The sequence below is a fragment of the Dokdonella sp. genome, from assembly GCF_044227025.1.
Taxonomy (GTDB): Bacteria; Pseudomonadota; Gammaproteobacteria; order Xanthomonadales; family Rhodanobacteraceae; genus Dokdonella_A.
This window is the reverse complement of sequence record NZ_JBGAFX010000004.1, coordinates 308,458-332,297: the sequence shown is the minus strand read 5'-3', so window position 1 is coordinate 332,297 and position 23,840 is coordinate 308,458. Positions and strand designations below refer to the sequence as shown.

At 68.5% G+C, this 23,840-nt stretch carries 25 protein-coding genes; 12 read left to right on the top strand and 13 right to left on the bottom strand.

Features of this window, described 5'->3' with window-relative positions; translation table 11 throughout:
- Positions 1 to 2: 2 nt before the first annotated feature.
- From ACILRJ_RS11870 to ACILRJ_RS11850, 5 genes are read left to right on the top strand one after another with little or no spacing between them, the layout of a single operon-like run.
- Positions 3 to 1,217, top strand: a complete 1,215-nt coding sequence (locus ACILRJ_RS11870; RefSeq protein ID WP_395683398.1) for a cytochrome-c peroxidase — start codon at positions 3 to 5, stop codon at positions 1,215 to 1,217.
- A 23-nt stretch (positions 1,218 to 1,240) separates the two neighbouring features.
- Entirely contained in the window at positions 1,241 to 2,578 is a 1,338-nt protein-coding gene (locus ACILRJ_RS11865) for a hypothetical protein (protein WP_395683397.1), read from the top strand.
- A gap of 57 nt (positions 2,579 to 2,635) precedes the next feature.
- Positions 2,636 to 3,172, top strand: coding sequence for an FMN-binding protein (locus tag ACILRJ_RS11860; RefSeq protein WP_395683396.1), 537 nt, complete (start codon positions 2,636 to 2,638; stop codon positions 3,170 to 3,172).
- Between the two features lie 5 nt (positions 3,173 to 3,177).
- Positions 3,178 to 4,011, top strand: coding sequence for an FAD:protein FMN transferase (locus tag ACILRJ_RS11855; protein ID WP_395683395.1), 834 nt, complete (start codon positions 3,178 to 3,180; stop codon positions 4,009 to 4,011).
- Positions 4,008 to 4,463 (top strand): hypothetical protein, encoded by a 456-nt coding sequence (locus ACILRJ_RS11850; RefSeq protein ID WP_395683394.1) that lies wholly within the window; start codon positions 4,008 to 4,010, stop codon positions 4,461 to 4,463. The genes ACILRJ_RS11855 and ACILRJ_RS11850 overlap by 4 nt, the downstream gene beginning before the upstream one ends.
- A gap of 192 nt (positions 4,464 to 4,655) precedes the next feature.
- On the opposite strand, the gene ACILRJ_RS11845 is transcribed toward ACILRJ_RS11850, so the two are convergent.
- The 5 genes from ACILRJ_RS11845 to ACILRJ_RS11825 form a co-directional block, all read right to left on the bottom strand.
- Positions 4,656 to 5,240, bottom strand: coding sequence for a HutD family protein (locus ACILRJ_RS11845; protein WP_395683393.1), 585 nt, complete (start codon positions 5,238 to 5,240; stop codon positions 4,656 to 4,658).
- Positions 5,241 to 5,261: 21 nt separating this feature from the next.
- Entirely contained in the window at positions 5,262 to 5,780 is a 519-nt protein-coding gene (locus ACILRJ_RS11840; protein ID WP_395683392.1) for a GNAT family N-acetyltransferase, read from the bottom strand.
- 4 nt (positions 5,781 to 5,784) lie between these two features.
- A complete protein-coding gene (locus tag ACILRJ_RS11835; RefSeq protein ID WP_395683391.1) occupies positions 5,785 to 6,246 on the bottom strand; it encodes a hypothetical protein in 462 nt (153 codons plus the stop codon).
- A 78-nt stretch (positions 6,247 to 6,324) separates the two neighbouring features.
- A complete protein-coding gene (locus ACILRJ_RS11830; protein WP_395683390.1) occupies positions 6,325 to 6,642 on the bottom strand; it encodes a ComEA family DNA-binding protein in 318 nt (105 codons plus the stop codon).
- Positions 6,643 to 6,845: 203 nt separating this feature from the next.
- Positions 6,846 to 7,319, bottom strand: coding sequence for an Lrp/AsnC family transcriptional regulator (locus ACILRJ_RS11825; RefSeq protein ID WP_395683389.1), 474 nt, complete (start codon positions 7,317 to 7,319; stop codon positions 6,846 to 6,848).
- 125 nt (positions 7,320 to 7,444) lie between these two features.
- Here ACILRJ_RS11825 and ACILRJ_RS11820 point away from each other — a divergent pair, with 125 nt between their 5' ends.
- From ACILRJ_RS11820 to ACILRJ_RS11800, 5 genes are all read left to right on the top strand, one after another.
- Complete coding sequence (locus ACILRJ_RS11820) at positions 7,445 to 8,398, top strand: threonine/serine dehydratase (RefSeq protein ID WP_395683388.1); 954 nt, start codon at positions 7,445 to 7,447, stop codon at positions 8,396 to 8,398.
- A 47-nt stretch (positions 8,399 to 8,445) separates the two neighbouring features.
- Positions 8,446 to 9,066 (top strand): glutathione S-transferase family protein, encoded by a 621-nt coding sequence (locus ACILRJ_RS11815; RefSeq protein ID WP_395683387.1) that lies wholly within the window; start codon positions 8,446 to 8,448, stop codon positions 9,064 to 9,066.
- The gene (locus ACILRJ_RS11810) at positions 9,056 to 9,280 is read left to right on the top strand and encodes a hypothetical protein (protein ID WP_395683386.1); all 225 of its coding nucleotides are present in this window, start codon (positions 9,056 to 9,058) and stop codon (positions 9,278 to 9,280) included. The genes ACILRJ_RS11815 and ACILRJ_RS11810 overlap by 11 nt, the downstream gene beginning before the upstream one ends.
- Before the next feature lie 114 nt (positions 9,281 to 9,394).
- On the top strand, positions 9,395 to 10,876 hold the full coding sequence (locus tag ACILRJ_RS11805) for a M20 family metallopeptidase (protein ID WP_395683385.1): 1,482 nt from the start codon (positions 9,395 to 9,397) through the stop codon (positions 10,874 to 10,876).
- Positions 10,877 to 10,961: 85 nt separating this feature from the next.
- The gene (locus tag ACILRJ_RS11800) at positions 10,962 to 11,396 is read left to right on the top strand and encodes a GNAT family N-acetyltransferase (protein ID WP_395683384.1); all 435 of its coding nucleotides are present in this window, start codon (positions 10,962 to 10,964) and stop codon (positions 11,394 to 11,396) included.
- A 42-nt stretch (positions 11,397 to 11,438) separates the two neighbouring features.
- On the opposite strand, the gene ACILRJ_RS11795 is transcribed toward ACILRJ_RS11800, so the two are convergent.
- Genes ACILRJ_RS11795 through ACILRJ_RS11775 form a run of 5 tightly spaced genes read right to left on the bottom strand, consistent with a single transcriptional unit; the run spans position 11,439 to position 18,122 of the window.
- Positions 11,439 to 12,077 (bottom strand): response regulator, encoded by a 639-nt coding sequence (locus tag ACILRJ_RS11795; protein ID WP_395683383.1) that lies wholly within the window; start codon positions 12,075 to 12,077, stop codon positions 11,439 to 11,441.
- Positions 12,074 to 12,862, bottom strand: coding sequence for a sensor histidine kinase (locus tag ACILRJ_RS11790; protein WP_395683382.1), 789 nt, complete (start codon positions 12,860 to 12,862; stop codon positions 12,074 to 12,076). The genes ACILRJ_RS11795 and ACILRJ_RS11790 overlap by 4 nt, the downstream gene beginning before the upstream one ends.
- Entirely contained in the window at positions 12,852 to 16,226 is a 3,375-nt protein-coding gene (locus ACILRJ_RS11785) for a protein kinase domain-containing protein (RefSeq protein ID WP_395683381.1), read from the bottom strand. The genes ACILRJ_RS11790 and ACILRJ_RS11785 overlap by 11 nt, the downstream gene beginning before the upstream one ends.
- A 59-nt stretch (positions 16,227 to 16,285) precedes the next feature.
- Positions 16,286 to 17,188, bottom strand: coding sequence for an FHA domain-containing protein (locus ACILRJ_RS11780; protein ID WP_395683380.1), 903 nt, complete (start codon positions 17,186 to 17,188; stop codon positions 16,286 to 16,288).
- 10 nt (positions 17,189 to 17,198) lie between these two features.
- Entirely contained in the window at positions 17,199 to 18,122 is a 924-nt protein-coding gene (locus ACILRJ_RS11775; RefSeq protein ID WP_395683379.1) for a DUF6689 family protein, read from the bottom strand.
- Positions 18,123 to 18,380: 258 nt separating this feature from the next.
- On the opposite strand from ACILRJ_RS11775, the gene ACILRJ_RS11770 reads away from it, so the two are divergent.
- Complete coding sequence (locus tag ACILRJ_RS11770; protein WP_395683378.1) at positions 18,381 to 18,569, top strand: hypothetical protein; 189 nt, start codon at positions 18,381 to 18,383, stop codon at positions 18,567 to 18,569.
- Between the two features lie 86 nt (positions 18,570 to 18,655).
- Here the strand turns inward: ACILRJ_RS11770 and ACILRJ_RS11765 are convergent, their stop codons facing one another.
- Both ACILRJ_RS11765 and ACILRJ_RS11760 read right to left on the bottom strand, forming a co-directional pair.
- Complete coding sequence (locus ACILRJ_RS11765; RefSeq protein WP_395683377.1) at positions 18,656 to 19,312, bottom strand: response regulator; 657 nt, start codon at positions 19,310 to 19,312, stop codon at positions 18,656 to 18,658.
- The gene (locus ACILRJ_RS11760; RefSeq protein WP_395683376.1) at positions 19,309 to 20,760 is read right to left on the bottom strand and encodes a histidine kinase; all 1,452 of its coding nucleotides are present in this window, start codon (positions 20,758 to 20,760) and stop codon (positions 19,309 to 19,311) included. The genes ACILRJ_RS11765 and ACILRJ_RS11760 overlap by 4 nt, the downstream gene beginning before the upstream one ends.
- A 156-nt stretch (positions 20,761 to 20,916) precedes the next feature.
- Here ACILRJ_RS11760 and ACILRJ_RS11755 point away from each other — a divergent pair, with 156 nt between their 5' ends.
- Positions 20,917 to 23,034, top strand: coding sequence for a TonB-dependent receptor (locus ACILRJ_RS11755; protein WP_395683375.1), 2,118 nt, complete (start codon positions 20,917 to 20,919; stop codon positions 23,032 to 23,034).
- Positions 23,035 to 23,086: 52 nt separating this feature from the next.
- Here ACILRJ_RS11755 and ACILRJ_RS11750 read toward each other — a convergent pair whose 3' ends face one another.
- Positions 23,087 to 23,773, bottom strand: a complete 687-nt coding sequence (locus tag ACILRJ_RS11750; protein WP_395683374.1) for a ribonuclease T2 family protein — start codon at positions 23,771 to 23,773, stop codon at positions 23,087 to 23,089.
- Positions 23,774 to 23,840: the final 67 nt, after the last annotated feature.

The window sequence follows — 23,840 nt, the reverse complement described above, 5'->3', positions numbered from 1 at the left end:
CCATGCCGCGTCGCTTTGCGTCCTGTCGCCTTGCCTTCGCGATCCTCGCACTCGGTCTTGCCGAGGTTCCGGCCCATGCCGCCGACGGCGATCTCACGGCAGCCGCGCTCGGGCGCGAGATTTTCCTCGACCCGGGCCTGTCCGCATCCGGACAGATGTCGTGCGCGACCTGCCACGACCCCGCTCACGCGCATGCGCAGTCGAACGCGTTGTCGGTGCAGGCCGGTGGTGCGTTGCTCGACGTGCCTGGTTTCCGCAGCGTGCCGTCGCTGCGCTACCTCAATCGTGCCGCGTTCTCGTTCGACAAGGAAGGCACGCCGACCGCGGGCTTCAATCGCGACGGCCGCGCGGCGAGTCTGCTCGAACAGGCGGCGCGACCGTTCGTGGCGCCGCACGAGATGGCGCTCGCAGACGCGGCGGCGATCACCGCGAAAGTCGAGGCCGCGCCATACGCCGATCGTTTCCGTGCGTTGTTCGGCGAGGATGCGTTCGACGATGCCGACGGCGTGTTCCTGCGCGTGCGCTTCGCACTCGCCGCGTTCGAGCAGTCGGCGCCGGAGCTGCATCCGTTCGACGCGAAGTACGACGCGTTCCTCGCCGGCAGGGTCCTGCTTGCGCCGGCCGAGTTGCGCGGACTCGCGCTGTTCAACAATCCGCGCAAGGGCAACTGCAACGGCTGCCATGCGAGCCAGCGTGGCGCCGACGGCTCGCCGCCGCTGTTCACCGACTACACCTACGACAACCTCGGCGTGCCCCGCAACATGGAAATTCCCGCGAACGCGGAGCCGACCTATTTCGACCTCGGCCTGTGTGGTCCCGATCGCGTCGATCTCGCCGACCGGCGCGACCTGTGCGGCGCGTTCAAGGTGCCGACCTTGCGCAACGTCGCCACGCGCCAGGTGTTCTTCCACAACGGCCTGTTCAAGAACCTGCGCGACGCGATCCGCTTCTACGTGCGTCGCGACACGCATCCCGACGAATTCTATCCGCGCGGCGAGGACGGCGCGCTGCGCAAGTTCGACGACTTGCCGGCCGAGTTCGCGCGCAACGTCAATGCCTCGGAAGTGCCGTACGACCGTCGCCCGGGCCAGGCGCCGCGCCTCGACGATGCCGAGATCGACGATCTGGTCGCGTTCCTCGGCACGCTCACCGACGGCTATGACGCGGCGACCGATACGGCCGATCCAGCGCGCAACCTGCCGCCATCCGCACCCTGATTCCCCATGTCACGGAGAACACCATGAGATGCACCCCGATCGCGCTGGCGCTCGTCGCCGCGTTTGCTGCCGCCCCACCTGCGCATGCGGACGAGGAAAGCCTGCGCCAGGAGCTCGCGGCGCTGCGTGCCGAGGTCGGGGCGTTGAGGGCGGAAATGGCGCAGCTGCGCGGCACGCGCGCGAACGATTCCGCAGCTGGCGCCGCGCCCGCTGCACCGCCCGCGGCAAGCGCGCCTGCACCGTTTCCCGCACCAGCGCCGGCAGCGACACTCGCTGCCGCCCCGCCCGCGACGCACGACGACACGCGCCTGTGGGGCTACGGCGAGCTCAACTACTCGCGTCCGACCGGCAATGGCGCCGCTGCGCAGGCCGACGTACGCCGCGCGGTGATCGGCTTCAGCCATGCCTTCAGCGAGGACACGCACGTCTATGGCGAACTCGAGTGGGAACACGCGATCGTGTCGGCCGAAGATTCGGGCGAGAGCGAAGTCGAGCAGCTGTACATCGAGCATCAGGTCAATCCGGCGATGGCCGTGCGCGCGGGCTTGACCCTGATCCCGCTTGGCTTGATCAACGAACGGCATGAGCCGGCGACCTACTACGGCGTCGAACGCAATTTCGTCGAGACCGCCATCATTCCCTCGACGTGGCGCGAAGGTGGCGTATCGCTGCTCGGCAGCACCGACGCGGGCCTGTCATGGAACGTCGGCATCACCACCGGTTTCGACCTGGGCAAGTGGGACGCGACCTCTGCCGAGGGGCGCGAGTCCCCGCTGGGTGCGATCCACCAGGAGCTGGCGCTCGCCAAGGCGCACGATCCCTCGGTCTATGCCGCGCTCAACTGGCAGGGCATCCCGGGTTTCAGCGCGGGCGGCGGCGTGTTCACCGGCAAGATCGGACAGGGTGACGACAGCTTCCTCGCCCGTGACGCGCGTCTCACGCTCGGCGAAGCGCACGTGCGCTGGCAGCCGGGTCCGTTCGACTTCGCCGCGCTGTATGCGAGCGGTCGCATCAGCGACACCGAGGCGCTGAACGTCAGCTTCGTAGGCAATCCGACGCCGGTGCCGAAGTCGTTCTGGGGCGGCTATGTACAAGCTGCGTGGCGCGCGTGGCAACGCGGCGATTCCTCGCTCGCGCCGTTCCTGCGCTACGAGATGTTCAACACGGCGGCGGCGTATGCGCCGATGCCGCAAGGCCTCGGCGTACCCGCGGCCGACACCGAGCGCGTCTGGACGCTCGGCCTCAACTACTACCTGACGCCGCAGGTCGTGTTCAAGGCCGACTACCAGCATTTCAATCTCGAGGATCTCGCGCTGGGCTACGGCAACCGTTTCAATCTCGGCGTCGGCTACCAGTTCTGATCGTCGGCGCGGCGCCGCCCCTTGCGCGGCGCCACGTTCGCAGGAGACAGTTCGGCCATGACGCCTTCCGTTCGCTCGCGCTGGATCCTCCCGCTCGGTCTGGCTGCCGTTCCCGCATTCCACGCGGCCTGGGCGACCCAGTACCTCAGCCTCGCCGAGGCACAACAGGCGATGTTCGCCGACGCCGACGCGTTTCGCGCGCTGCCGCCGGTGGACACCGTGCTCGCGGCCGAGCTTGGCGGCGCCGGCTGGACGCCGCAGCTGTTCGAGGCGGTCAAGGGTGGAACGCGTCTTGGCTGGTTCATGGTCGATCGCGTGATCGGCAAGACCGAGCTCATCACCTACGCGCTTGCGCTCGACGCGAACGGTGCGGTCAAGGCGATCGAGATCCTCGACTATCGCGAGACGCACGGCAGCGAAGTGCGCCTCGCCGCGTGGCGCAGGCAGTTCGTCGGCAAGACCGCACGCGATGCGGTCGAACTTGATCGCGACATCAAGGGTATTTCGGGCGCCACGCTCTCGACGCGCCATGTCACCGAGGGCGTGCATCGCCTGCTGCAGCTGCACCAGCGCGCGTTGCTTGCGGCCGGCTGATGCCGATGATCACGCGCGCACGCCCGTGGCTCGGCACCCTCGTCGAAATGCGCGTCGAAGGGCTTGCCGAAGCGCGGGCGATCGCGGCGATCGAAGCTGCATTCGCCGAGGTCGCCGCGGTGCATCGCTGCATGAGTTTCCATGAGGCGGACAGCGACCTGTCGCGCCTGCATCGGGCGAACCCGGGAGCGGTGGTCGAGGTCGACGCGCGCACCTGGACCGTGCTCGCAGCGGCCTGTGCGCTGGCCGAGGAATCGAACGGACGCTTCGATCCGGCGATCGCGCCGCACCTGGTCGAACGAGGCGTGCTGCCGACGCCGGCCGCGACGCGCGCAGCGGCATCGGGGAGCTGGCGCGACATCGAACTGCTGCCGAACTCGCGCGTGCGCCGGCGCCAGCCGGTGTGGATCGACCTCGGCGGAATCGCCAAGGGCCATGCGGTCGATCGCGCGCTCGCGTGCCTGCGCGCAACCGGCGCGTCTGCGGCGAGCGTCAATGCGGGTGGCGACCTCGCGCGGTACGGCGCCGCACCGGAACGCATTGCGTTGCGCCACGGGGACGGTGGAGCCGCACCCTCGATAGAACTGGGCGACGCCGCGCTTGCGACCAGCGTGGTCGCGCCGCGCGCGTGCGCCGCGCATGTGAATCCGCGTACCGGCCGCGCGTTGCGGGCACGCCGCGCGGTCAGCGTGCTCGCCGCGAATTGCATGATCGCGGACGCGCTGACCAAGGTCGTGCTCGCCGACGCACGCATCGGCGAACGCCTGCTGCGTCGGCATCGCGCATCGGCGTGCCTGCGCGACGGCGAGCGCCGCTGGCGCATGCTCGGTGCTGAATGAGGCATCGTCGACACCACGCCGGCAAGCGCGTCGCGCGCCTGTCGCGCCGGCGCGAATGGATCGTGCACGGCATCGGTGGCGTGCTTTGGCTGAGCGGCGTTGCCTGGATCGTGCTGCACTATTTCCTGCGCCGGGCGGGCGAATTCGGCGAACAACCGCATCCACTCGAGATCTGGTCGTTGCGCCTGCACGGCGGTGCCGCGTTCGCGGCACTGTGGCTGTTCGGACTGCTGTGGCCGATCCATGTCATCCCGGCCTGGCGCGCGCGCCGTCGCGCGAGCGGCATCGTGGTCGCGGGCGTGTTCATCATGTTGATCGCGAGTGGATGGCTGCTCTACTACGGCAGCGGCGACGACACCCGCGCGGCGGTCGCGCTCGTGCACTGGATCATCGGCCTCGCACTGCTGGCGCCGTACCTGTGGCACACACTGCGCGGTCGCGATGGCGGCTGACGCGACGATCCCCCAAAATCCGTTGCCCCGAGCGCAGCACTGGAGGCGCGTAGTCGAGGCGCGGAGTCGAAGGGTCGCAAGCGTTTCGACTGCGCTCGCTGCGCTCAACGCGAACAGGTGGGGAGTCCAGCCATCCAATAGTCCGTTCACCCTGAGCGCAGCGCCGGCTGCGTTCGCTACCCCGGAGGTTCTTCAAGCCTCCGGCGCGACGAACTTCACCAGCACAAGCTCGCCGCCGCCCTCGATCACGAGGCGGCTGCCGCCCTCGCGGAAGTCCGCGAGCAGCGACGTACCGGTATCCAGCGCGAGCGTCTGCGCATCGCAGCGTGCGGTCGCGCTGCCCGCGAACACGTGCACGCACCATTCGGCGCCGCGTTCCGGAAAGATCACCATCGATCCAACCAGCGGCCGCGCGACGACTTCCGCGCGCACCGCGTCGCGCCGCGCCATCACGTTGAAGTCGCGCGTCGGGCCGGCTACGAGGCGACAATCGACCCGCGCTTCGCCGGCGAAATGCACGCGTTCGAAGCGCTGCACGAGCTTGCGCGGCGGCGCGTCGTCGATGTCGAGTTCGATGCCGTTGCCTTCGAGCAGGAGCAGGTCGCGCTCGACCCCGGGGAACGACGAGAACGGCCCGTTGCTCTCGATTTCGGCGATGCTGACGCGCCAGCGGAAATCGTCTCCGCCGCTGCGCGCGACCTCGGTGGTCCAGCCGCCGTCGTTCTTCCAGCGCGTGCGCTGGTAAGCGGGCGGTGAAAGCAGCGACAGGCGCGTCATGTGCGTGGGCGGCAGGGGAACTCAGGCGACCGGCGGATGATACGTGTAGACGAGGGTCGCATGACCGAGGAAATCGATCGTCGTCGCCTGGCGTCCGCCGAGGCGGCGCGCGACGCGTTCGGAGGCGCTGTTCTCGGCGCGGATCAGGCTGATTGCGCGCGCGGCGTGCAGATCGTTGAAGGCGAATGCGAGTGCGGCGCGCGCGGCCTCGGTCGCGTAGCCCTTGCGCCGCTGCGCCGGCACCAGCATCCAGCCGAGTTCGAGGTCGGGCCAGCCTTCCGGATAGTGCAGGCCGACACGTCCGATGAATTCGCCGCTGTGCTTGAGTTCGACCGCCCACATGCCGCAGCCGCGCAGCGCCCAGTGGCCGAGCAGCATCGCCATCGAGCGCCATGCGTTCATGCGGTCGAGCGGCTGGCCGTCGCCGACGAATCGCGTGCTGCTGGCGTCGGCAAGCATCGCCGCGTACGCCTCGAAGTGGCGTTCGCCGAGCGCGCACAGGCGCAGGCGTTCGGTTTCGAGGGTCGCGATCTCGAGCATCGGATCAGCCGAGCAGGGCGGCGAGCGCGTGCGTCGACGCGCGCAGGCTCTCGGTCCAGGCGAAGCCGACGATGCGCTCGCCACTGCGCGCGTCGAGGAATTCCTCTTCCTGGCCGGGCGCGAGCAGGTGGCGGTAGTCGACCGTGATCTCGGCACCAGCCGGCAGGTCGTCCGCGGCGAACACGAAGCCGAGGTGCCACAAGCCGTTCGGCTCGAATGCGTGGTTGATGTAGCACTCGTCCGGCCATTCCGGCGTGACCGTGTAGCGGTCCTCGAACCAGCGCACGGTCGCCCGCAACAGCTGCGCGGCATCCGGCAGGGCATTGATCTCATCGAACGTGTACACGCGCGGGATGGCGTCCGGCGCGGTGATCAGGCGCCCACGCGCGACCGGCTCGTCGAGGAACAAGCCTTGTCCTGCGCCCGCGATCGTCGACGGGCCGATGTGGTAACGCGGGAGGATCATCGAGTGCAAACCGCCGTTCGGCGGGGCGCGAGTGTACAGGAAGCGCGCTCGCGCCGATCAAGTGCGCCGCGAGCGGCGTCATTGGCCCCGTTGCGGGGCGCCGCCGGCGTGGTGCGCGGACGGATTCTCGATGACGATGACGATCGCCTCGCGGTTCGCTTCGATCGTGCGCGCGCCTATGCCGGCGACTCCGCCGAGATCCTCGACATGCCGGAACGGACCGTGCGAGGCGCGATAGGCCACGATGGCTTCCGCCTTGACCAGACCGACGCCGCTCAGGGATTCGGCCAGTGTCTTCGCGTCGGCATGATTGATGTCTACCTGTGCGAACACCGTCGATGGCAGCAGTGCGAGGGCCAGCAGCAGGAGGAGCTTGATGTGTTGCAGGAATTTCATCAGCAATCGCGTTGGGGAAGGTGAAACCGGAAACGTCGACCGGCCGTCGGGCTCGTGGCCGGGTAGCGCGGTTCCGAGACAGCTTAGGCGGCTGCAGGGTGTGCCGGGAGTGTCGCGGGTCGTGAACCGGCGTAGGTACTTGCCGACCGTTCGCGTAGGAAATTTCCTACGCTCCCGAGCGTCGAGGCGCAGGGTCGCGCGCGTCAGGGCGGATCGAGCGGTACGGCCATCCCGCGCTTGAGCGTGCCGAGCACGACGCGAGTCCGGTAGCGTCGCACATTCGCGTTCTCGGCCAGCAGCCTGCTCATCAGGGCTTCGTAGCTCTCGACATCACGCGCGCTCACGACCAGCACATAGTCCTCATCGCCGGTCACGTACCATGCTTCCTGGATCGCGACTTCGGCAGCGATCCAGCGCCGCAGGCCGGCGAGCAGATCGGTGCGCTCACGTTCCATCTCGAGGTCGACGATCATCGTCAGCGGCCGACCGACGCTGCGTGCGTCGACCACCACGACTTCCCCGGTGATCACGGCCTCATCGCGCAGGCGTGCGATGCGTCGCTGCACCGCCGACGCGGACAGGCCGATTTCCGCGCCTATCGCTTCGGCCGAGATGCGTGCGTCGTGCTGGAGCAGGGCGAGCACCCTGCGATCGTGCTTGTCGAGTTCCGGTGGCATCTGGGCGCGAAAGCGGGCAATGGCGCGGAAACTGGGCGTTTCCGCCGGAATAAACGCGGCTGCGCCGCGCAGCGTGACTCTAGCATGGTCACTTCATCGAGTGCCGCAATCGGAGTCACCCTCGCATGCAATCCACGCCGCTGCTCGCCAACATCCTCGCGGCGTCGCCGCATATCGATCCCGTCTTCCTCGACGCGCAGGTCGTCAGCTGCGCCGCGCTCGATGCCGAACTGGGTTGCACCTTGTCGGCGCAAGACGAAACGTGCAATCCGATCGGCTCGTTCAAGGGTCGTGGTACCGAATTGTTCGCCGCAACGGCACTGCGGTCGGGTGAGCGCGTGGTCTGCGCTTCCGCCGGCAACTTCGGACAGGGTCTCGCGCGCGCCGCGGCGAGGCGTGGCCACGCGTGCACGGTCTTCGTCGGCGCGAGCGCGAATCCATTGAAAGTCGATGCGATGCGTCGTTTCGGTGCCGACGTGCGCATCGGCGGGCCGGACTTCGACGCTGCCAAGCGCGCTGCGCGCGAACACGCGGCCATGCACGGCCTGTGCTTCGTCGAGGATGGCGCGCATGCCGCGATCGCCGAAGGCGCCGGCACGATCGGTCTCGAGTTGGCCGCGAGTGCGCGTTTCGAGACGATCCTGGTGCCGCTCGGCAACGGCGCGTTGCTGGCGGGAGTCGCCGTAGCGCTGCGCGATCGGGCGCCGGATGTGCGGATCGTCGCGGTCGTCGCAGCCAATGCGCCGGCGATGAAGCTTTCGCTCGAGGCAGGTCGCGCGGTGAACACCCGCACGGCCGACACGGTGGCGGACGGCATCGCGGTGCGCGAGCCGATCGCAGCGACGCTCACATTCCTGCGCGGATGCTGCGACGAAGTGGTCGCGGTGTCCGAACAGCAGATCGTCGATGCGATGCGGCTGCTGCACCGGTGCCTCGGGCGCGCATTCGAGCCAGCCGGCGCCGTCGGCGTCGCGGCGATCCTCGCGCGGCGCGAGTGCCATGCCGGTCGCCGCGTGGCGACCATTCTTTGCGGCGCCAACGTCGCGCCCGACCTGCGCGCGCGACTGTTTCCCGACTGATGCTCGCTAGCGTCGCACCAAGCCCTTTCTTCGACAGGGGTCCACCGATGAAACTGCTGTACCAGACACACTCGCCGTATGCGCGCAAAGTGCTTGTCGCCGCGCACGAAATGGGCATCGCGCGCGACCTGGATGTAATCCATCACGAAACCAGCCCGTTGTTGAACAACGACGAGGTGTTCGCGTCGAATCCGCTCGGCAAGGTGCCGGTGCTGATCGACGCTGCGGGCACCGTGCTGTTCGATTCGGCCGTGATCTGCGAATACCTCGACGGACTGCATGCAGGTCGCAAGTTGATCCCGTCCTACGCGCCGGAGCGCTTTCGCGCGCTGCGCATGCAGGCGCTCGCACAGGGCATCGCGGACGCCGGCATTGCCGTGCGCTGGGAGGACGAGCGACGACCGCGTCACCTGCGCTGGCCGGAGTTCCGCGACGGTCAACTGCGCAAGATCGCGCTCGCGTGCGACTTCGCCGAAGCCGGCATCGAGGCGACGCGGCAACCCGACATCGGCGATGTCGCGCTGGCGACGGCGCTCAGCTGGATCGAATTCCGCGGGGTATACGCATTTGCCCTCGGCCGACCGCGCCTGGCGGACTGGCATGCGCGATTCAGCGAACGGCGCTCGATGCGCGCGACCACCTTCTCGGGAGATACGCATGACCAGTGAAACGAAACTCGAACCGACGGGTTCGGCGCTCCTCGAGGCGGCGCGCGGAACGGCGACGCAGATGCTGTTCGTGCACGGTTACATCGCCGATTCCGCGCTGGCGCGGCGCCTCGCCTGCGGGCCGCCACCGCGGCGCGCGCGGCCGGCGTGGCGCCGGCTTGTCGTGTTGCTGGGCTGGCTCGGGTGCGGCGCGATCCGCGCGTTCCCGCATTGAGCCGGCACGCGAACAAAGCGTGCTGATCGGCTACGATTCACGGCCGCGGCCAACGCCAGACGGCGAGCGCGGCGCGCGTTCGCGCGCCGCGCCAACAATCGAACAGGTGCACAGATGGATTCCAATGCAATCAGCGGTTTCGTCGGCGGCTTGTGGGACACGCAGATCGTCCCGCAGATCACCGAATACATCCGCATCCCGAACAAGTCGCCGATGTTCGACGCGCAGTGGGCCGAGCACGGTTACATGGACCAGGCGGTCGAGTTGATGGCGAGCTGGGCCAAGGCGCAGCCGATCCCCGGCATGCAGCTGGAGGTGGTGCGCCTCCCGGGGCGCACGCCGCTGATCTTCATCGAGATCCCCGGCAGCGGCGAGGACACCGTGCTGTTGTATGGCCATCTCGACAAGCAGCCGGAGATGACCGGCTGGTCGGCGCACCTCGGCCCGTGGAAGCCGGTGCTCGAAGGCGACAAGTTGTACGGGCGCGGTGGCGCCGACGACGGCTATGCGATTTTCGGTTCGCTCGCCGCGATCCTCGCGCTGCAGGCGCAGGGCATCCCGCACGCACGCTGCGTCGTGATGATCGAAGCGTGCGAGGAGTCAGGCAGCTACGACCTGCCGTACTACGTCGACCATCTCGCCGCGCGCATCGGCAAGCCGTCGCTGATCGTCTGCCTCGACTCCGGTTGCGGAAACTACGACCAGCTCTGGCTGACGACCTCTCTGCGTGGCCTGACTGGCGGCAACCTGACCGTGAAGGTGCTGGAAGAGGGCGTGCATTCCGGTGACGCATCCGGGGTGGTTGCGTCGAGCTTCCGCATCCTGCGTCAGGTGCTGTCGCGCCTCGAAGACGAAGTGACCGGTGCGATCAGGCCGCAGGAGCTGCATGTCGAGATCCCGGCGCAGCGCGTCGCGCAGGCGCGGCGAACCGCGCAGATCCTCGGCGATGCGGTGTATTCGAAGTTCCCGCTGGTCGACGGGATGCAGCCGATGAATGCCGACCTCGCCGAACTCGTGCTCAACCGAACCTGGCGCCCGGCCTTGTCGGTGACCGGTGTCGGTGGCCTGCCGGCGCTCGATTCCGCCGGCAACGTGCTGCGCCCGTACACCGCGGTGAAGTTGTCGCTGCGCGTGCCACCGACGCTGGATGCGGCGAAGGGCGGCGAGTTCCTCAAGCGCCTGCTCGAAAAGGACCCGCCGTATGGTGCGAAGGTCACGTTCGAGGTCGAGAAAGCCGGCAGCGGTTGGGAAGCGCCGGCGCTGGCGCCGTGGCTGGAGCAGTCGGTCGACGCTGCCTCGCGCCAGTTCTTCGGCGCGCCGGTCGCCTACAACGGCGAAGGCGGATCGATCCCGTTCATGGGCATGCTCGGCGAGAAATTCCCCGGCGCGCAGTTCCTGATCACCGGCGTGCTTGGTCCTCACTCGAACGCGCACGGCCCGAACGAGTTCCTGCACATCCCGACCGGCAAGCGCATGTCGATGTGCGTCGCCCGCGTCGTCGCCGACCACCATACCGCGAGCGTGCAGGGAAACACGCGTGGCGTCGCCGCGAGCCATGCACACACGGTCAAGGGCGGGGACGGCTGCTGCGACTGAGGTCCGCGGATCGCCATGCCTGCGCCATTGCTGCGCCATGCTTCACGCAGGCGACTGCGTTAGTGTGCCCGGCATGGAGGTTTCGATGACGACGATACGCGTTGCACGCACCTACGATGCCACGGCGATCACCGACCTGTGCGGTGAACTCGGCTATCCGGCGACGCGCGCGCAGATCGTGTCGCGCCTCGCCGCGATCGAGGCTGACCCGCGCGACTGCGTGCTGGTTGCCGAAGATGCTTCGGGCACGGTGGCGGGATGGTTGCACGTCGCCATCCGCACGAGCCTGACGGATGGCTCCTGCGCCGAGATCCGTGCCCTCGTCGTCGCCGCATCGACGCGCGGCAAGGGTCTGGGCAGTGCGTTGCTTCGCGCGGCCGAGGCATGGGCGCATGCACTCGGTTGCGAGGGAATGCGCGTGCGCAGCCGCGTGGAGCGCGAAGGCGCACACCGCTTCTACGAGCGTGCCGGTTTCGTTCGCGCGAAGACGCAGGCCGTATTCGGCAAGGAAGCGCGCTAGGTCCGACGCAGGACGAATCGCTCGGCCCGATCACCAGGGCAGCTATTCGACGATGCGCTTGCGCACCGCGTAGCGCACCAGCTCTGCGCTGTTGCGCACATCGAGCTTGGCGAGCACCCTGCTGCGGTGGTTCTCCGCGCCCTTCGCGCTGATCGACAGGCGTATCGCGATCTCCTTGATCGTCAGGCCATCGACGACCAGGTGCAGCACCTCGCGTTCGCGGTCGGACAGCGAACCGTACGGATCCTGCGGCAGGTCCTGCGGCTGGTGCAGTCGACCGGCCAGGATCTTCGTCGCGTACGGGCCGAAATGCACGCCGCCCGCGGCGATCGAGCGGATTGCCTTCAGCAGTTCGTCCGCGGCGGCATCCTTGACCAGATAGCCCGCGGCGCCGGCACGCACCATCTGCACGACGTACTCGTCCTCTTCGTGCATGGTCAGCACGAGCACGCGCGTGCGTGGCAGCTCCTCGGTGATGCGGCGCACGACGTCGATGCCGCTGAGCCGCGGCATCGAAATGTCGATGACCGCGACGTCAGGGCGCAGCGCATGCGCCTGCTCGATCGCGGCGATCCCGTCGCCGGCCTCGCCGACCACGAGGCAATCGCCGCTCGCGCGCAGCGTCGCCACCATGCATTCGCGCAACACCGTGTGGTCGTCGGCAATGAGCAGGCGGATCATGTTTCGGCCTCCGGGTTCGAGTCGGTCAACGGAAACCGCACGTGCACGCGGAAGCCGTCGCCCGGAGCCGAGTCTACGCTGAGAGTGCCTCCGAACAGGCGCGCACGATCACGCATTCCGCCGAGGCCGCTGCTGCCGCCCTCACTGCCCCGCTGGAGTGCCGCTTGCGCGACGCAGCCGCGACCGTCGTCGCGCACACTCAATTCGGCGTCGCGCTCGCCCGTCCTGAACGTGACGTCGACCCGTGTCGCACCGGAGTGCCTGGCGATGTTCGCCAGCGCTTCCTGCACGATGCGGAACACGAGGGTGGAGCGGTCGCGGTCGAGCGTCGTCGCAGCCGCATCGTAGTCGAGCGTCACGCCGAGGCCGTGCGTTTCCGAGAACGAGCGCACCAGCCAGTGCAATGCGGGCTCGAGACCGAGATCGTCGAGGATCTGCGGCCGCAACAGGCGAGACAGCGCACGCGTGTCCTGCAACGTCGATTCGGCGACCGCCTGCACGCGTGCCAGGTCGCTGCGCGCGCGTTCGAGCCCGGCGCCTGCGGGAAGGCTGGCGAGCGCGCCGGCAAGGAGGTGCAACATCGCGGTCAGGTTGTGGCCGACACCATCGTGCAGTTCGCGTGCGAAGCGCCCGCGTTCTTCCTCCTGCACGCGCCAGACCGAGCGCGCTATGCGGCGGAAATGCGTCTGGCCCTCGCGCAGGCGCGCCGCCAGGCGGTCGTGCTCCTGCAGGAGCTGGGCCAGCTGGAGGCGCAGGTCGGCCGGGGCCGGATGCTCAGTGCCCATCGGCGGCACCCGCTTCTGCTTTCAGGCGTAGTTCCATGCGCTGCTCGAAGCGGGCACGCGTTTCGTCCGGCGCATCGGCCAGCATCTGGGCACGCGCTGCGTCGGCGGCCGAGCGCGCCGCGTCGGCTTCCGCCGACGCGCCGGGATAAGCGCGTGCTGCCAGACGATGCAGGAACAGCGCATCGGCCCAGCGGCCGGCGTCCTTCAGCAGTGGCAACGCTTCGCGGTAGCGGCGTATCGCGTCGCCACGATCGCCACCGTCCAGCGCGGCGACCATTTCCAGTTCAAGCCATTCCAGGCGCACGGGAACCTCGCCCAGATGCGTCGCGTCGGCGCGCACGGCAGCCAACAGCTTGGGGATGCGCGCACGACTGCCATCGACGAGTGCGAGGCGCACCCGTTGCAGGCCGATCTCCATGCCGACCTTGCCGCTGTGGGCTGCTGTCGCGGCCTTCTCGGCTTCTTCGAGTTTCGCGGCTGCCGTCGTGTAGTCGCCGCCGGCCTGCGCACGCTGTGCAGTGGCGAGCAGGAACATCGCGCGCTGTTCGTCGTTGATCTTGGCCAATTCAATCGAGGCGAGGGCGGCGTCGACCCCGGCATCGTCGCCGAGTGCACTGGCCGCTCGCGCCTTGAGCAGGCTGCCTTCGGTCGCGATGCGCAGGTCGGAACGACGCGCGGCGAGCTGCCGTGCACGCTCCGCGTGGTCGAGCGCATCGGCGTAGCGGCCCTCGGCCAGCGACAGCGTCGCCAGGTTGAGGTGGCCGGCCGCCGCCTCTTCGGTCAACTGGCGGTCCTCCGCGTTGCGCAGGGATGCCTGCAGGCCTTCGCGTGCGGCAGCGAAGTGTCCGCGCGCGATGTCGAGCAGGCCGATGCCCTGCTGGATGTGCAGGACACCGTTGCTGTCGTCGAGCTTGCGGTGCAGCGCCGCGGCCTGCTGCCAATACACCAGCGCATTGTCGAACTGTCCGAGCTGGAAGGAAGCGAACGCGACGTTGTTGAGGCTTTCCGCGATCCCATCCGGCAAATCGAGTTGCTGGCGTATCGCGAGCGCCTCGCGGTAGGCGGCCAATGCCGCGGCGAAGTCGCCGCGCTCCTCGGCAATGACGCCGCGATCGTTGTGCAGGTCGGAAAGGCTGGCGCGGTCGCCGAGATCCTCGAGCAGGCCCTTGACCCGGTCGAGCGTGCGCTCGGCGCTTTCGCGTTCGCCTTGCTCGGCCTGCACGATCGCGAGGTTGCGCAGCGATTTGGCCAGCCCGACCCGGTCGCCGAGTTGCTCGCGCGTTTTCGCCGCGCGCGTGTACTGCTCGGACGAGGCATCGAGCTGGCTGAGGCGTTCGTAGCCGACGCCGAGCGCATTGCGTGTTTCGGCTTCAGCCGCGCCGTCCCGTCCGCGCGTGTTGAGTACGAGGGCGCGCACCAGGTAGTCGTCGATCGCCGCCTGCGCCTGGCCCTGCTGGATCGACGTGCGTCCGAGGAGGAACCACGCCCGCGCGTCCTGGTCGTCGGTCTTGACGAACTTCCGCAACACCTCGAGCGCCTCGATGCCGCTGCCGTTCGCGGCCAGCGTCTCCGCATCGAACAGGGCCAGCGCCGGATCGTGTGGAAAGTCATGCACCGCCTGTTCCAGCACGCCGCGAGCCTTCTGGCCATCGTCGTTCGCCAGTGCGCGCGCAAGCAATTCGCGACCGAGCGGGCTGGGGTCCTTGCCGAACTGCTGCATCACCGCCTCGCGCGTATTCTCCGCCGGGAGTTGCTGGTGCGCGGACTCCTGCGCTTCGAGCAGCGCACGTTGCAACAGCGCGCTGCCCGGATCGGTCGCGACGAGCGCGGCGAGGCTCGCTGCGGAGGCCTGTGCATCGTGCTGGTCGAGCGCGAGCAGGGCCTGCCCGAACGCCGTCAGCGCCGCTGGCTGCAGGCGGGGCGACGATCCGGCACGCAGCTGCGACGCCGCGAGCCACGTCGCAGCGGCCGATTCGTAGTCCTTGAACAGCGACGCGAAATCCGCACCGCGTGCGGTCAGCACCGGTGTATTCCCCGGCTTGCCCGGTTCGATCCAGCGGAGCTCGAGGAGCAAGCCGGGTGGGGCACGGCGCAGTTCGCCCACGATCAGGGCCGTCGCGTTGGCGGCCCTCGCGAGATCGGGCAATCGACGCTGCAATGCATCCCCCTGCAGGTCAGGTGCGGTGCGTGCCTGTGCATCGAGCAGGCGCCGGCCGGGTATCGAAGCGATCGCAGGGTCGTTGCGCAGCCAGTTGCCCAGATGCTCGCCGATGCCACGAGCCGCAGCCGCGAGCTCGGCGTCGTTCGCCGCGGTTGCCAGCGGCATCACGCCAATGCGGGGTATGGCCGGCACGGTGGCGGTGATCGGCGGCCGCGCAGACCACGGATGCAGCCACAGCCAACTACCCGCTGCGGCGACTGCGAGCAGCAAGGCAGCGCCGAACGACAGCATGCGCTTGTCCAGCGGTGGCCGGGGCACGCGTCGCGCATCCAGCGCGCGCGTAGCCTCGCGCGCGGATCCGAAGCGGTGCGATGGATTCACCTTGAGCAGGCGTTCGCTGAACGCGTGCATCCAGGGCGGGAGGTCGGGGCGCATCCTGGCCAGCGAGGGCGGCGGCCGCAGGATTCGTTGCACGACCGCCTCCGCCGGAGTCCCGCCGGAAAAGGGCAGTTCGCCCGCGAGCATCTCGTAGAAGATCAAACCGACGGCATACAGGTCGCTGCGCGCGTCGATCGCCGCACCGCGCGCCTGCTCCGGCGAGAGGTACTCCGGCGTGCCGATGATCATGCCGGTCTGGGTCATGCCCGTCGCGCCGAGGATGCGCGCGACGCCGAAGTCGGTGATGTAGGCGTGGTCGCCGTCGAGCAGCACGTTCGCCGGCTTCAGGTCGCGATGCACCACGCCGCGCTGGTGCGCTGCACCGAGGCCTTCGAGCAGGCCGCGCGTGATGACCAGTGCCTGCTCCGGCGGCAGGCGACGCACGTCGTCGAGGCGCTGTTCGAGCGACTCGCCGCGGATGAAGTCCATGCTGATGAACCAGCGTCCTTCATGCTCGGCGATGTCGTGTATGCGCACAACGTGCGCGCTGGATACCTGGCGCGCGAGCAACAGTTCCTGGCGGAAGTTCCGGAAAGCTTCCGGACGCCGCGCGAGATCCGGGCGCAGCAGCTTCAGCGCGACGTCGATTTCAAGCGAAAGGTCGTGCGCGCGGTAGACGACGCCCATGCCGCCGATGCCGATCAGCGACTCGATTCGGAAGCGTCCGCCGAGAATGTCGCCGGCGCGCAGTTCGCTGGCGGCGAAATGGCCGGTCAGCGTTGCTGCCGCGTCGCTTGGCGAATCCTCGGAGATCTTGGCATTCACGCGCGCACGATAGCGCGGAAGCCCGAGTTCGCACAGGGCCGGCCCGCCGCTGGCAACGGCTACGCGCGAGCGCGGAGCAGGTCTTCCCAGGCAGGCGCCGCTTCTCCGGCATCCGACAACTGATCAAGCAGGCCGGCGATCCTGTCGCGAAGGCTCGCAGCCTCGATCGCCGTCGCTGCCTGGCTTGCGACACTCTCGACCAGTTCCAGATCGAGTTCGGTGACGGGCGGACCAGGCTGACGGCTGTCCACGTAGATCACGCCGGAAGAGCCGTCCTGCATCGCGAGCGGAACGCAGACGATTGCGCGGATTCCACCGAGTCGAACGCTGGGACGGATTGCCAGCCAAGGCGAATCCGCGGTATCGCAACACACGACGGACTTCCCGCCGGCGAGGGCACGGTCGACCGCCGAAGCGCTTCCGGCGAAGCGGTCGCCCGCGAAGTCGATCGGCTTGAGCGCGCGGCTCGCGCGCACGCGCAGCGGCTCGCCTGCCGCCGCGTACAACACGAACCCACGTTCGAGGCCGGACAGTTGCAGCACCATTTCGAGCAATTGGGGGATCAACGTGCTCATCCCCACTGCGGGTTGTTGCAGCTGCGCCGACAGTGCGCGCGAAACCGCGCGACGGCTCAGGTTGGCGGCGCGCTGTGCTTCGGCAGCGGACTCATCGAGCAGTTCGAACGAGCACTGCACGTCACCGATCGAGAACCAGGTGCGTTTGACCAGCTCTTTGCCGCGCACCAGGTGCCCGTCGACGCGCAAGCCGTTCTTGCTGCCCGTGTCGTGCAGGTACCAGCCGTTCTCGCGACAGCGGATCTCGGCATGGAAGCGCGACACGGAAGAATGGTCGATGCGTAGCTCGCAGGTGCTGGCCCTCCCGATGCGATAGGTCGCCTCTTCGTCCAGCAGCCGCACGAGGGCGGCACCGTCCGGTGGGTAGGTGGTCAGCCGCGCCGGCATCGCATGCCAGTCATGGCGCGCCCGTGCAGCGCAGCAGGCTGAAGCGGAGCGTCTGCGCCAGGCTCTCGAGTTCACCGGCGTCGTTGACCACGTCGTGCTGCGCGCGCCAGAGATTGGCGATATTTCCGGAATCCGCATTCTGCTGGACGCTCGCCATGAACTGGTCCAGCGGGACGAGCGCATTCGTGCAACCGAGGACCGGATTCACGATCGCGCTGGTGACCGCCGTGAGCACGTCGGCGAGCAAGCCGACCAGCTGGCCGCGTAGCAGGTCGTCCAGCACCGCCGAAACCAGGCGCAAACTGAGCGCCGATGTCTTCGGAATGATGACGCCGAGAATCAGCGGCAGGCCGCTGTTGTTGGCATCCACGCCGATGACGAACTGCGAAAATGCGCCGCCGCGTCCGCGTGCGCGCGCGCTGCCTTCGAGCACGTCTTCGGTGACGTCGGCGAAGGAGCCGCCCACGGGCGCCTTGAGCAGGCGCAGGGGGCCGGCGGGTGACCAGGCCAGGTTGTGCGTGTGGATTTCCAACTGGTAGTCGTTGCGGAAAGACAGCGCGCCGCTGCCATCCTCGGCGCCGTCGAACGCGGTCGTGAATATCCAGTCGAGCGTCGGCGGCTCGACCGTGACGATCATCGGGAAGGCATCGGTGAAGGACAGCCCGGCGGGCAGGCGGCTTCTCATCACGGGATCGGCGGGGTTGAACAATGCCGCCGTCAGGTTGAGGCTGCTTGCGGTCAGGTTGAGCGGTGCGTCGAATGCGATCGTGACTTCCGCGTCGTAGGTGCCGCCCTGCCCGTCGGCCAGCAGGATCGTCGCGTGGGCGGTGTCACCGACGATCTCGACGGCGACTTGCGCCGACGCGAATGGAGAGGCCAGCGATGCCATGATGAGCAGCGCGAACGTCGGATGACGCAATAGTCTCGTGATCATGCGGCCCCCATGTGGATCGAGCGGCCCGTCCGTTCGCGCGCGATCCTAGGTGCCCAGTCTATCGCGAGCGCACGACCCGGTCCGGGCTGAGGGATTTTCCCGCTCGCGCGCGAGGGGGATTCCCCTTACGCCAACGCGTTCCGGCGCGCCGCGGCGGCTGCCATTCCCCTATGGTGATACCCGACGGATGCGTCGACGGCCGAGCCGCCGAAGGCTGCGCGGTCGCGAACCCGTCATCGCGAACAGGGGCGCGACGAAATGGGTGAAACGCGTGATGAGGACGCACGTCGCAACGAGCAGCGACGGCGCCTGGCGGAGGAGTTGATCGCGGACGAATTGCGACGACGCCAGCGCGCGCGCGCCGATCAGGCCTTGCGCGATTCGGTGCGTCCGGTGGAGACCGGCGAATATCCGCCCGACGGGGGTCCGGCGGGCGAAGACAAGTAGGCGCCGCACTCGATCGGCGCCAGTTGATCGGGAGAGAGAGGGAGGCCGGATGCGAATCCGGCAGGGCCAGGGACGGCCCCAGGGATTCAGTGCTGCGGGCGTTGCTTCAGGCCACTCTTCCACGCGAACACCGCGGCCTGCGTGCGATCGCTGACGTCGAGCTTGCCGAGCACGTTGCTGACGTGCGTCTTGACCGTCTTCTCGCCGATGCCGAGGCGTTCCGCGATGAGCTGGTTGTTGAGACCCTCGGCGACCAGCGCCAGTACCTCGCGCTCGCGCTGACTGAGCAGGTCGAGCATCTCGCTGCCCGGCTCGTTCTCCTTGCGCAGCAGTTCCATCAGCCGCGCAGCGACGCGCTGGTGCAGCACCGCCTCGCCGCGCGCCGCCTTCCGCACGGCCTCGGCGAGCGCATCGGCGTCGACATCCTTGAGCAGGCACGACAGCGCGCCGGCACGCACCGCGGCGACGATCTGCTGCGGGTCCTCGAACGAGGTGAGCAGGACCACCTGGGTCTCCGGACATGCTTCGCGGATCGTGCGCGTCGTCTCGATGCCGCCGCCCGGCATCACCAGGTCGATCAAGGCGACGTGCGGCTGCTTCTCCACGCACAGGCGCAGCGCCTCGGTGCCGTCCTCGGCCTCGCCGACGATATCGAGGTCGGCATGCGTTTCGAGGAACGCGCGGATGCCTTGCCGAACCAGCACATGATCGTCGGCAATGACGATGCGAATCGGGGAATTCATCGACTGGAAGTCTCCACCACGAGAAAGCTCACGGCAACCCTGAGGCCGCCGTCCGGACGCTCATCGAGTTCGAACTGGCCGCCCGGCAGCAACAATGCGCGTTCGCGCAGGTTGCGCAGGCCCATTCCGGCGGCCGGCTGCTGCGGCGCGCCGCGCCCATTGTCGGCGATCACGAGATGGATGCGCTCCGCCTGCTGGCGGAGCCCGACCTCAGCCCGGCTTGCCCCGCTGTGGCGCAGGACGTTCGACAAGGCCTCGTCGACGATGCGCAGCAGCGATTCCTCGATCTGGGTCGCCTGCGGTGGCACATCTTCGAGCGCGGCATCGGTCGCGATGCCGCTCAGGTGCGACCACTCGACCACGCGCGTGCGCAGGCGTTCGCTGAAAGGCAGGTCGGCGTCGGACGCGCGCAATTCGTCGAGGATCTGTGACAGTTCCTGCTGGATCTGCTGGGTCACACGTTGCGCCTGTTCGAGCCGCTCGGCGCCGGGCGCGTCGCCGAGAAGGCGTCTCGCGGTCGCCAGTTGCAGGTTCAGCGCGAACGCCTTCTGCTTGACGGTGTCGTGCAGGTCGCGTGCGAGGCGCTGGCGCTCGGCCAGCGTAGCCAGTTGCGCGCGCGTGCGCAGCAGCCCCTTGAGGTCGAGCGCCATGCGGTCGAGCAGGGTCGACAGCGCGCCGAGTTCGTCCTGCGAGTGGTCGTCGATGCGGTCGGAGAAATCGCCGCGGCTCCAGCCGCGCGCGGCGTGCGCGATGCGATTGAGCCGGCGCGTGACCCACGCGGCGAGGAAGATCGAGGAGGCGAGGCCGAACACGACGAGGAAGCCGAACACGGTCGGCGATTCGAAACTCGATTCGGACAGCAGGTGGCGCCACGGCGAGGGCAGGCGCAACTCGACGCTAAGCAGGGCGCGCAGTCTGCCGTCGGCGTCGCGCAGAGGGGCGAGCGCGCGCCGCGTCCGGTAGGCGCTGCCGTCGTCGCGCAGGACGATCGCTTCCCGAGCCACGGCGACTCGGGCGAGTTCATCGGCGGACGGAGGCGTCGTGCGCGGATCGCCGAGCGCAGGCGTGCGCACGAGTTCGCGGCCGTCTGGCGCGAGCACGCTCGCGGTGATCGGGCGGTCGGACAACTCGAGCAGCAGGTAGGACTCGTCCGGTGTCAGCCCGCCGCGCGGCTGCTGCAGGCGCAGCGCCCAGGCGTCGAGCCAGATCCGCGTCGCCGCGCCGCCGTCGGCATCCGGTGCCTGCCACGGCCGATGCCGCGCCAGCTCGGCGGCGCCCTCGCTCGCCGCGCGCTCGAGATTGCCTTCGGCAAGTCCCTGCATCAGGCGCTGGAATTCGTGCGTCAGGATCACCGCCTCGACCAGCATCAGGGTCGGCAGCGACAGCAGCGCGTAGAACAAAGCGAGCTTGACCACCAGGCCGCGCAGGCGCGGTCGCGGCAAGGTCATGGCGGGTTTGGAGTGCAGGTCATTGGGGAAGCATACGTGTGTCGCTGGTCGTGCCGATACTTCCACGGACCGATGTCCGCATCGGTCTGCGGGCCGTTATCGGCCCCTGCGCGAAAGTCCAGACTGCGCCCGGTCATACACCTTGGGGAAGGGATCATGTGCAAATACACGTCCTGCCGGCGCGTCGCGTGGGCGGCGGTGTTGGTAATGCTGGGTGGCGCGGCGTCCGCGCAGGAGTCGCAGCAACTCGGGGACGTCGAGGTCACGACCTCGAAGATCCCGCTGGCGCTGGATGAAGTCGCCGCCGATGTCAGCGTCGTCACCGGCGCCGAATTGCGCGCGCGCGGCGCGAACGACCTGCGCACCGCGTTGTCGCTGGTTGCCGGCGTCGACATCGCGCCGGGCGGCGACGGCGGCCCGGCTTCGTCCGTTCCGGCGCTGTGGGGACTGCGCGAATTCGACGCCTTCCTGCTCGTCGTCGACGGCATTCCGTCCGGCGGTGCATTCACGCCGGCGCTGGCGACGCTGAATCTCGCCAACGTCGAACGCATCGAAGTCGTGAAGGGCGCGGCGCCGGTCAGCTATGGCGCGACCAGTTTCGTCGGTGTCATCCACGTGATCCATTACGGCGCCGGGCAGGGTCCGGCGCAGGTCGAGTTCGGCATCGGCAGTCGTGGCAGCGCGCATTTTGCCGCCGCGATCCCGCTTTCCGGCCTTGGCGAAGGCTGGAGCCAGTCGCTGCTCGTCGATGGCGACAAGAACGATCTTGCGACCGACCGCGCCGGTTGGGACCGCGCGCACCTGCTCTATCGCGGCGCCGGCGATCTCGGCGCCGGGCGGTTCTCGCTCGATGCGGACTTCACGCAGCTGAATCAGGACCCGACCAGTCCGCACCCGCGCGAGCACGGCGTGCTGACCGAGCGCATGCCGCTCGACGGCAACGCCAATCCGCGCGGCGCCGAGCAGAACGAGGATCGTGGCCAGCTCGCACTCGGTTACGTCGTGCCGACCAGCCTCGGCGATTGGGACACGCGTCTCGCCTATGCGCGCAGCAACGCGACGAACGTGCGCGGTTTCCTGCGCGAGGACTTCGCCGACGACGGCGTCACCCACAATGCCGACGGCTTCCACCAGCGCGTGCATCGCACGGAAGTGTATTTCGACAGCCACGTCGCGACGCCGCTGGCGGAAGGCTCGACCCTCGTCTGGGGCATCGACCATCTGTACGGCAAGGGTGACCAGCACAGCGACAACTTCGAGTACGCGACCTTCCCGGGTGGCAGCAACGCGCCAGACTGGCGTTCGCTGCACATCGACGAGGCGACCCGGCTCGATGACCGGCGCAATTTCACCGGCATCTACGCCGACCTCGAATACGCGGTCACGGATGCCTGGCGGATCGAGGCGGGCCTGCGTTTCAACCACACCCGCGAATCCTCGAGCGGCATCGGCGTCGACCTCACCGGCGACGAGCCGGAAGTCGTCGAGTCCGGCAGCGACCACCGCGACGAAAGCCGTTTGTCCGGTGCGCTCGGCACCAGCTACCGCTTCTGGAAGGACGGCAGGGACCAGCTCACGGTCTACGCGAGCTACCGCGATGCGTTCAAGCCGGCGGTCAAGGATTTCGGCCCCGAGCCGGAGTTCGACATCCTCGAGCCGGAAGATGCGCAGAGCGGCGAGGTCGGCATCAAGGGTCGCCACCTCGATGGCCGGTTCGAGTGGGACGCCTCGCTGTTCCGCATGAACTTCCACAATCTCGTCGTCAGCCAGGAAATCGACGGGCTGCCGGGTCTGACGAATGCCGGCAACGAGCATTTCAAGGGTGCGGAAGTCGAAGCGCGCTGGCACTTCACCGACGACCTCAGCGTGATCGGTACCTGGGCCTGGCACGACGCGCGCTTCGCCGACTACGTGCAGGACTTCGACGGCACGCCGACCCAGCTCGATGGCAAGCGCCTGGAGATGTCGCCCGAGCATCTGGCCAGCGTCGGCCTGATCTACGCGCCGCTGCAGGGGCTGCGTGCGCATGTCGCCGCGGACTACGTCGGCGAGCGCTGGCTCAACAAGCGCAATACCTCGCTCGGTGGCTCCTACACCACGGTCGATGCCGGTATCGGCTATGCGTTCGATCGCTGGGAGCTGCGTCTGGATGGCTACAACCTGTCCGACCGGCGCGATGCCGTCGCCGAAAGCGAACTCGGCGACGCGCAGTACTACCGCATGCCCGCGCGCTCGTACTGGCTCAGCGCGCGCTATACCTTCGGCGCCCGCTGAGGACGATCGGGCCGGCGCATGGCGCGCCGGCCCTGCGGGATATCGAACGCGGTCAGTTCGTCGCGGGAATGGTGAACGGTGCCGACACCGGGCAACCGGTACGCATGCGCTTGCCGCAGCGGCGCAGGGCGAGATCCTTGTCGAGGCACAGCCGCACTTCGACCAGCTCTCCCTGGCTGCAATGCAGGCTCAGCATGTCGTCGCGCAGCGCCGGGTTCGCGCGCTTGAGCGCGGCGCGCAGGTCGTTCGCGGTAGTCTGCACGTCGCGCCGCGGCGCCTTCAGTTCGGTCGGGACCTGCAGCGAGGCGAACGCGCGATCGGCGAGCTGGAAGTAGGCGGCGGGATCGAGTCCGCTGCAGGTGCCGTGCGTGCGCCACTCGTGGTTGACGAGGCGGCGACTGGGCATGAACGCGAGCGCCTGCGCCACCGTGCGCCGGTCCGGTTCCGCATCGCTGGTGCATCGCTGCGGGCCATTGCCGCCCTCGTACTGCGGCCACAGTCCGTGCAGGACGAAGCCGTAACCCTTGTGGCCGCACTGCTCCTCCTCGTCTGGATGGGCCTGGCAGTACGTCGGCGACCACGACAGGGCCATCACGTAGTAATCGTAGGAACCGGTCGCGGCGCTCGCGTCGCGGTCCGCATGCTTGTGCGGGGAACGGCGCGCAAGCGCGCTGCCGCAGGTCGCCGCGAGCAGCAAGGTGACCGCTCCGGTCAGGAAGGCACGGGCAAGGGAACGCATGGGCTGGGCGGACTCGCGCTGGGGATGCGCTGCGCACGCTAGCACGACGGCACGCCGACGCAACGCA

Bases quoted from the DNA above. Each gene is read 5' to 3' on its own strand.
- ACILRJ_RS11840 (WP_395683392.1), bottom strand. From the start codon at position 5,780: ATGCTCGAGATCGCGACCCTCGAAACCGAACGCCTGCGCCTGTGCGCG.
- ACILRJ_RS11770 (WP_395683378.1), top strand. From the start codon at position 18,381: ATGGGTGAAACGCGTGATGAGGACGCACGTCGCAACGAGCAGCGACGG.
- ACILRJ_RS11760 (WP_395683376.1), bottom strand. From the start codon at position 20,760: ATGACCTTGCCGCGACCGCGCCTGCGCGGCCTGGTGGTCAAGCTCGCT.
- ACILRJ_RS11855 (WP_395683395.1), top strand. From the start codon at position 3,178: ATGATCACGCGCGCACGCCCGTGGCTCGGCACCCTCGTCGAAATGCGC.
- ACILRJ_RS11750 (WP_395683374.1), bottom strand. From the start codon at position 23,773: ATGCGTTCCCTTGCCCGTGCCTTCCTGACCGGAGCGGTCACCTTGCTG.
- ACILRJ_RS11790 (WP_395683382.1), bottom strand. From the start codon at position 12,862: ATGGGCACTGAGCATCCGGCCCCGGCCGACCTGCGCCTCCAGCTGGCC.
- ACILRJ_RS11830 (WP_395683390.1), bottom strand. From the start codon at position 6,642: ATGAAATTCCTGCAACACATCAAGCTCCTCCTGCTGCTGGCCCTCGCA.
- ACILRJ_RS11850 (WP_395683394.1), top strand. From the start codon at position 4,008: ATGAGGCATCGTCGACACCACGCCGGCAAGCGCGTCGCGCGCCTGTCG.
- ACILRJ_RS11795 (WP_395683383.1), bottom strand. From the start codon at position 12,077: ATGATCCGCCTGCTCATTGCCGACGACCACACGGTGTTGCGCGAATGC.
- ACILRJ_RS11820 (WP_395683388.1), top strand. From the start codon at position 7,445: ATGCAATCCACGCCGCTGCTCGCCAACATCCTCGCGGCGTCGCCGCAT.
- ACILRJ_RS11755 (WP_395683375.1), top strand. From the start codon at position 20,917: ATGTGCAAATACACGTCCTGCCGGCGCGTCGCGTGGGCGGCGGTGTTG.
- ACILRJ_RS11870 (WP_395683398.1), top strand. From the start codon at position 3: ATGCCGCGTCGCTTTGCGTCCTGTCGCCTTGCCTTCGCGATCCTCGCA.
- ACILRJ_RS11805 (WP_395683385.1), top strand. From the start codon at position 9,395: ATGGATTCCAATGCAATCAGCGGTTTCGTCGGCGGCTTGTGGGACACG.
- ACILRJ_RS11800 (WP_395683384.1), top strand. From the start codon at position 10,962: ATGACGACGATACGCGTTGCACGCACCTACGATGCCACGGCGATCACC.
- ACILRJ_RS11765 (WP_395683377.1), bottom strand. From the start codon at position 19,312: ATGAATTCCCCGATTCGCATCGTCATTGCCGACGATCATGTGCTGGTT.
- ACILRJ_RS11860 (WP_395683396.1), top strand. From the start codon at position 2,636: ATGACGCCTTCCGTTCGCTCGCGCTGGATCCTCCCGCTCGGTCTGGCT.
- ACILRJ_RS11775 (WP_395683379.1), bottom strand. From the start codon at position 18,122: ATGATCACGAGACTATTGCGTCATCCGACGTTCGCGCTGCTCATCATG.
- ACILRJ_RS11825 (WP_395683389.1), bottom strand. From the start codon at position 7,319: ATGCCACCGGAACTCGACAAGCACGATCGCAGGGTGCTCGCCCTGCTC.
- ACILRJ_RS11810 (WP_395683386.1), top strand. From the start codon at position 9,056: ATGACCAGTGAAACGAAACTCGAACCGACGGGTTCGGCGCTCCTCGAG.
- ACILRJ_RS11865 (WP_395683397.1), top strand. From the start codon at position 1,241: ATGAGATGCACCCCGATCGCGCTGGCGCTCGTCGCCGCGTTTGCTGCC.
- ACILRJ_RS11845 (WP_395683393.1), bottom strand. From the start codon at position 5,240: ATGACGCGCCTGTCGCTGCTTTCACCGCCCGCTTACCAGCGCACGCGC.
- ACILRJ_RS11780 (WP_395683380.1), bottom strand. From the start codon at position 17,188: ATGCCGGCGCGGCTGACCACCTACCCACCGGACGGTGCCGCCCTCGTG.
- ACILRJ_RS11815 (WP_395683387.1), top strand. From the start codon at position 8,446: ATGAAACTGCTGTACCAGACACACTCGCCGTATGCGCGCAAAGTGCTT.
- ACILRJ_RS11835 (WP_395683391.1), bottom strand. From the start codon at position 6,246: ATGATCCTCCCGCGTTACCACATCGGCCCGTCGACGATCGCGGGCGCA.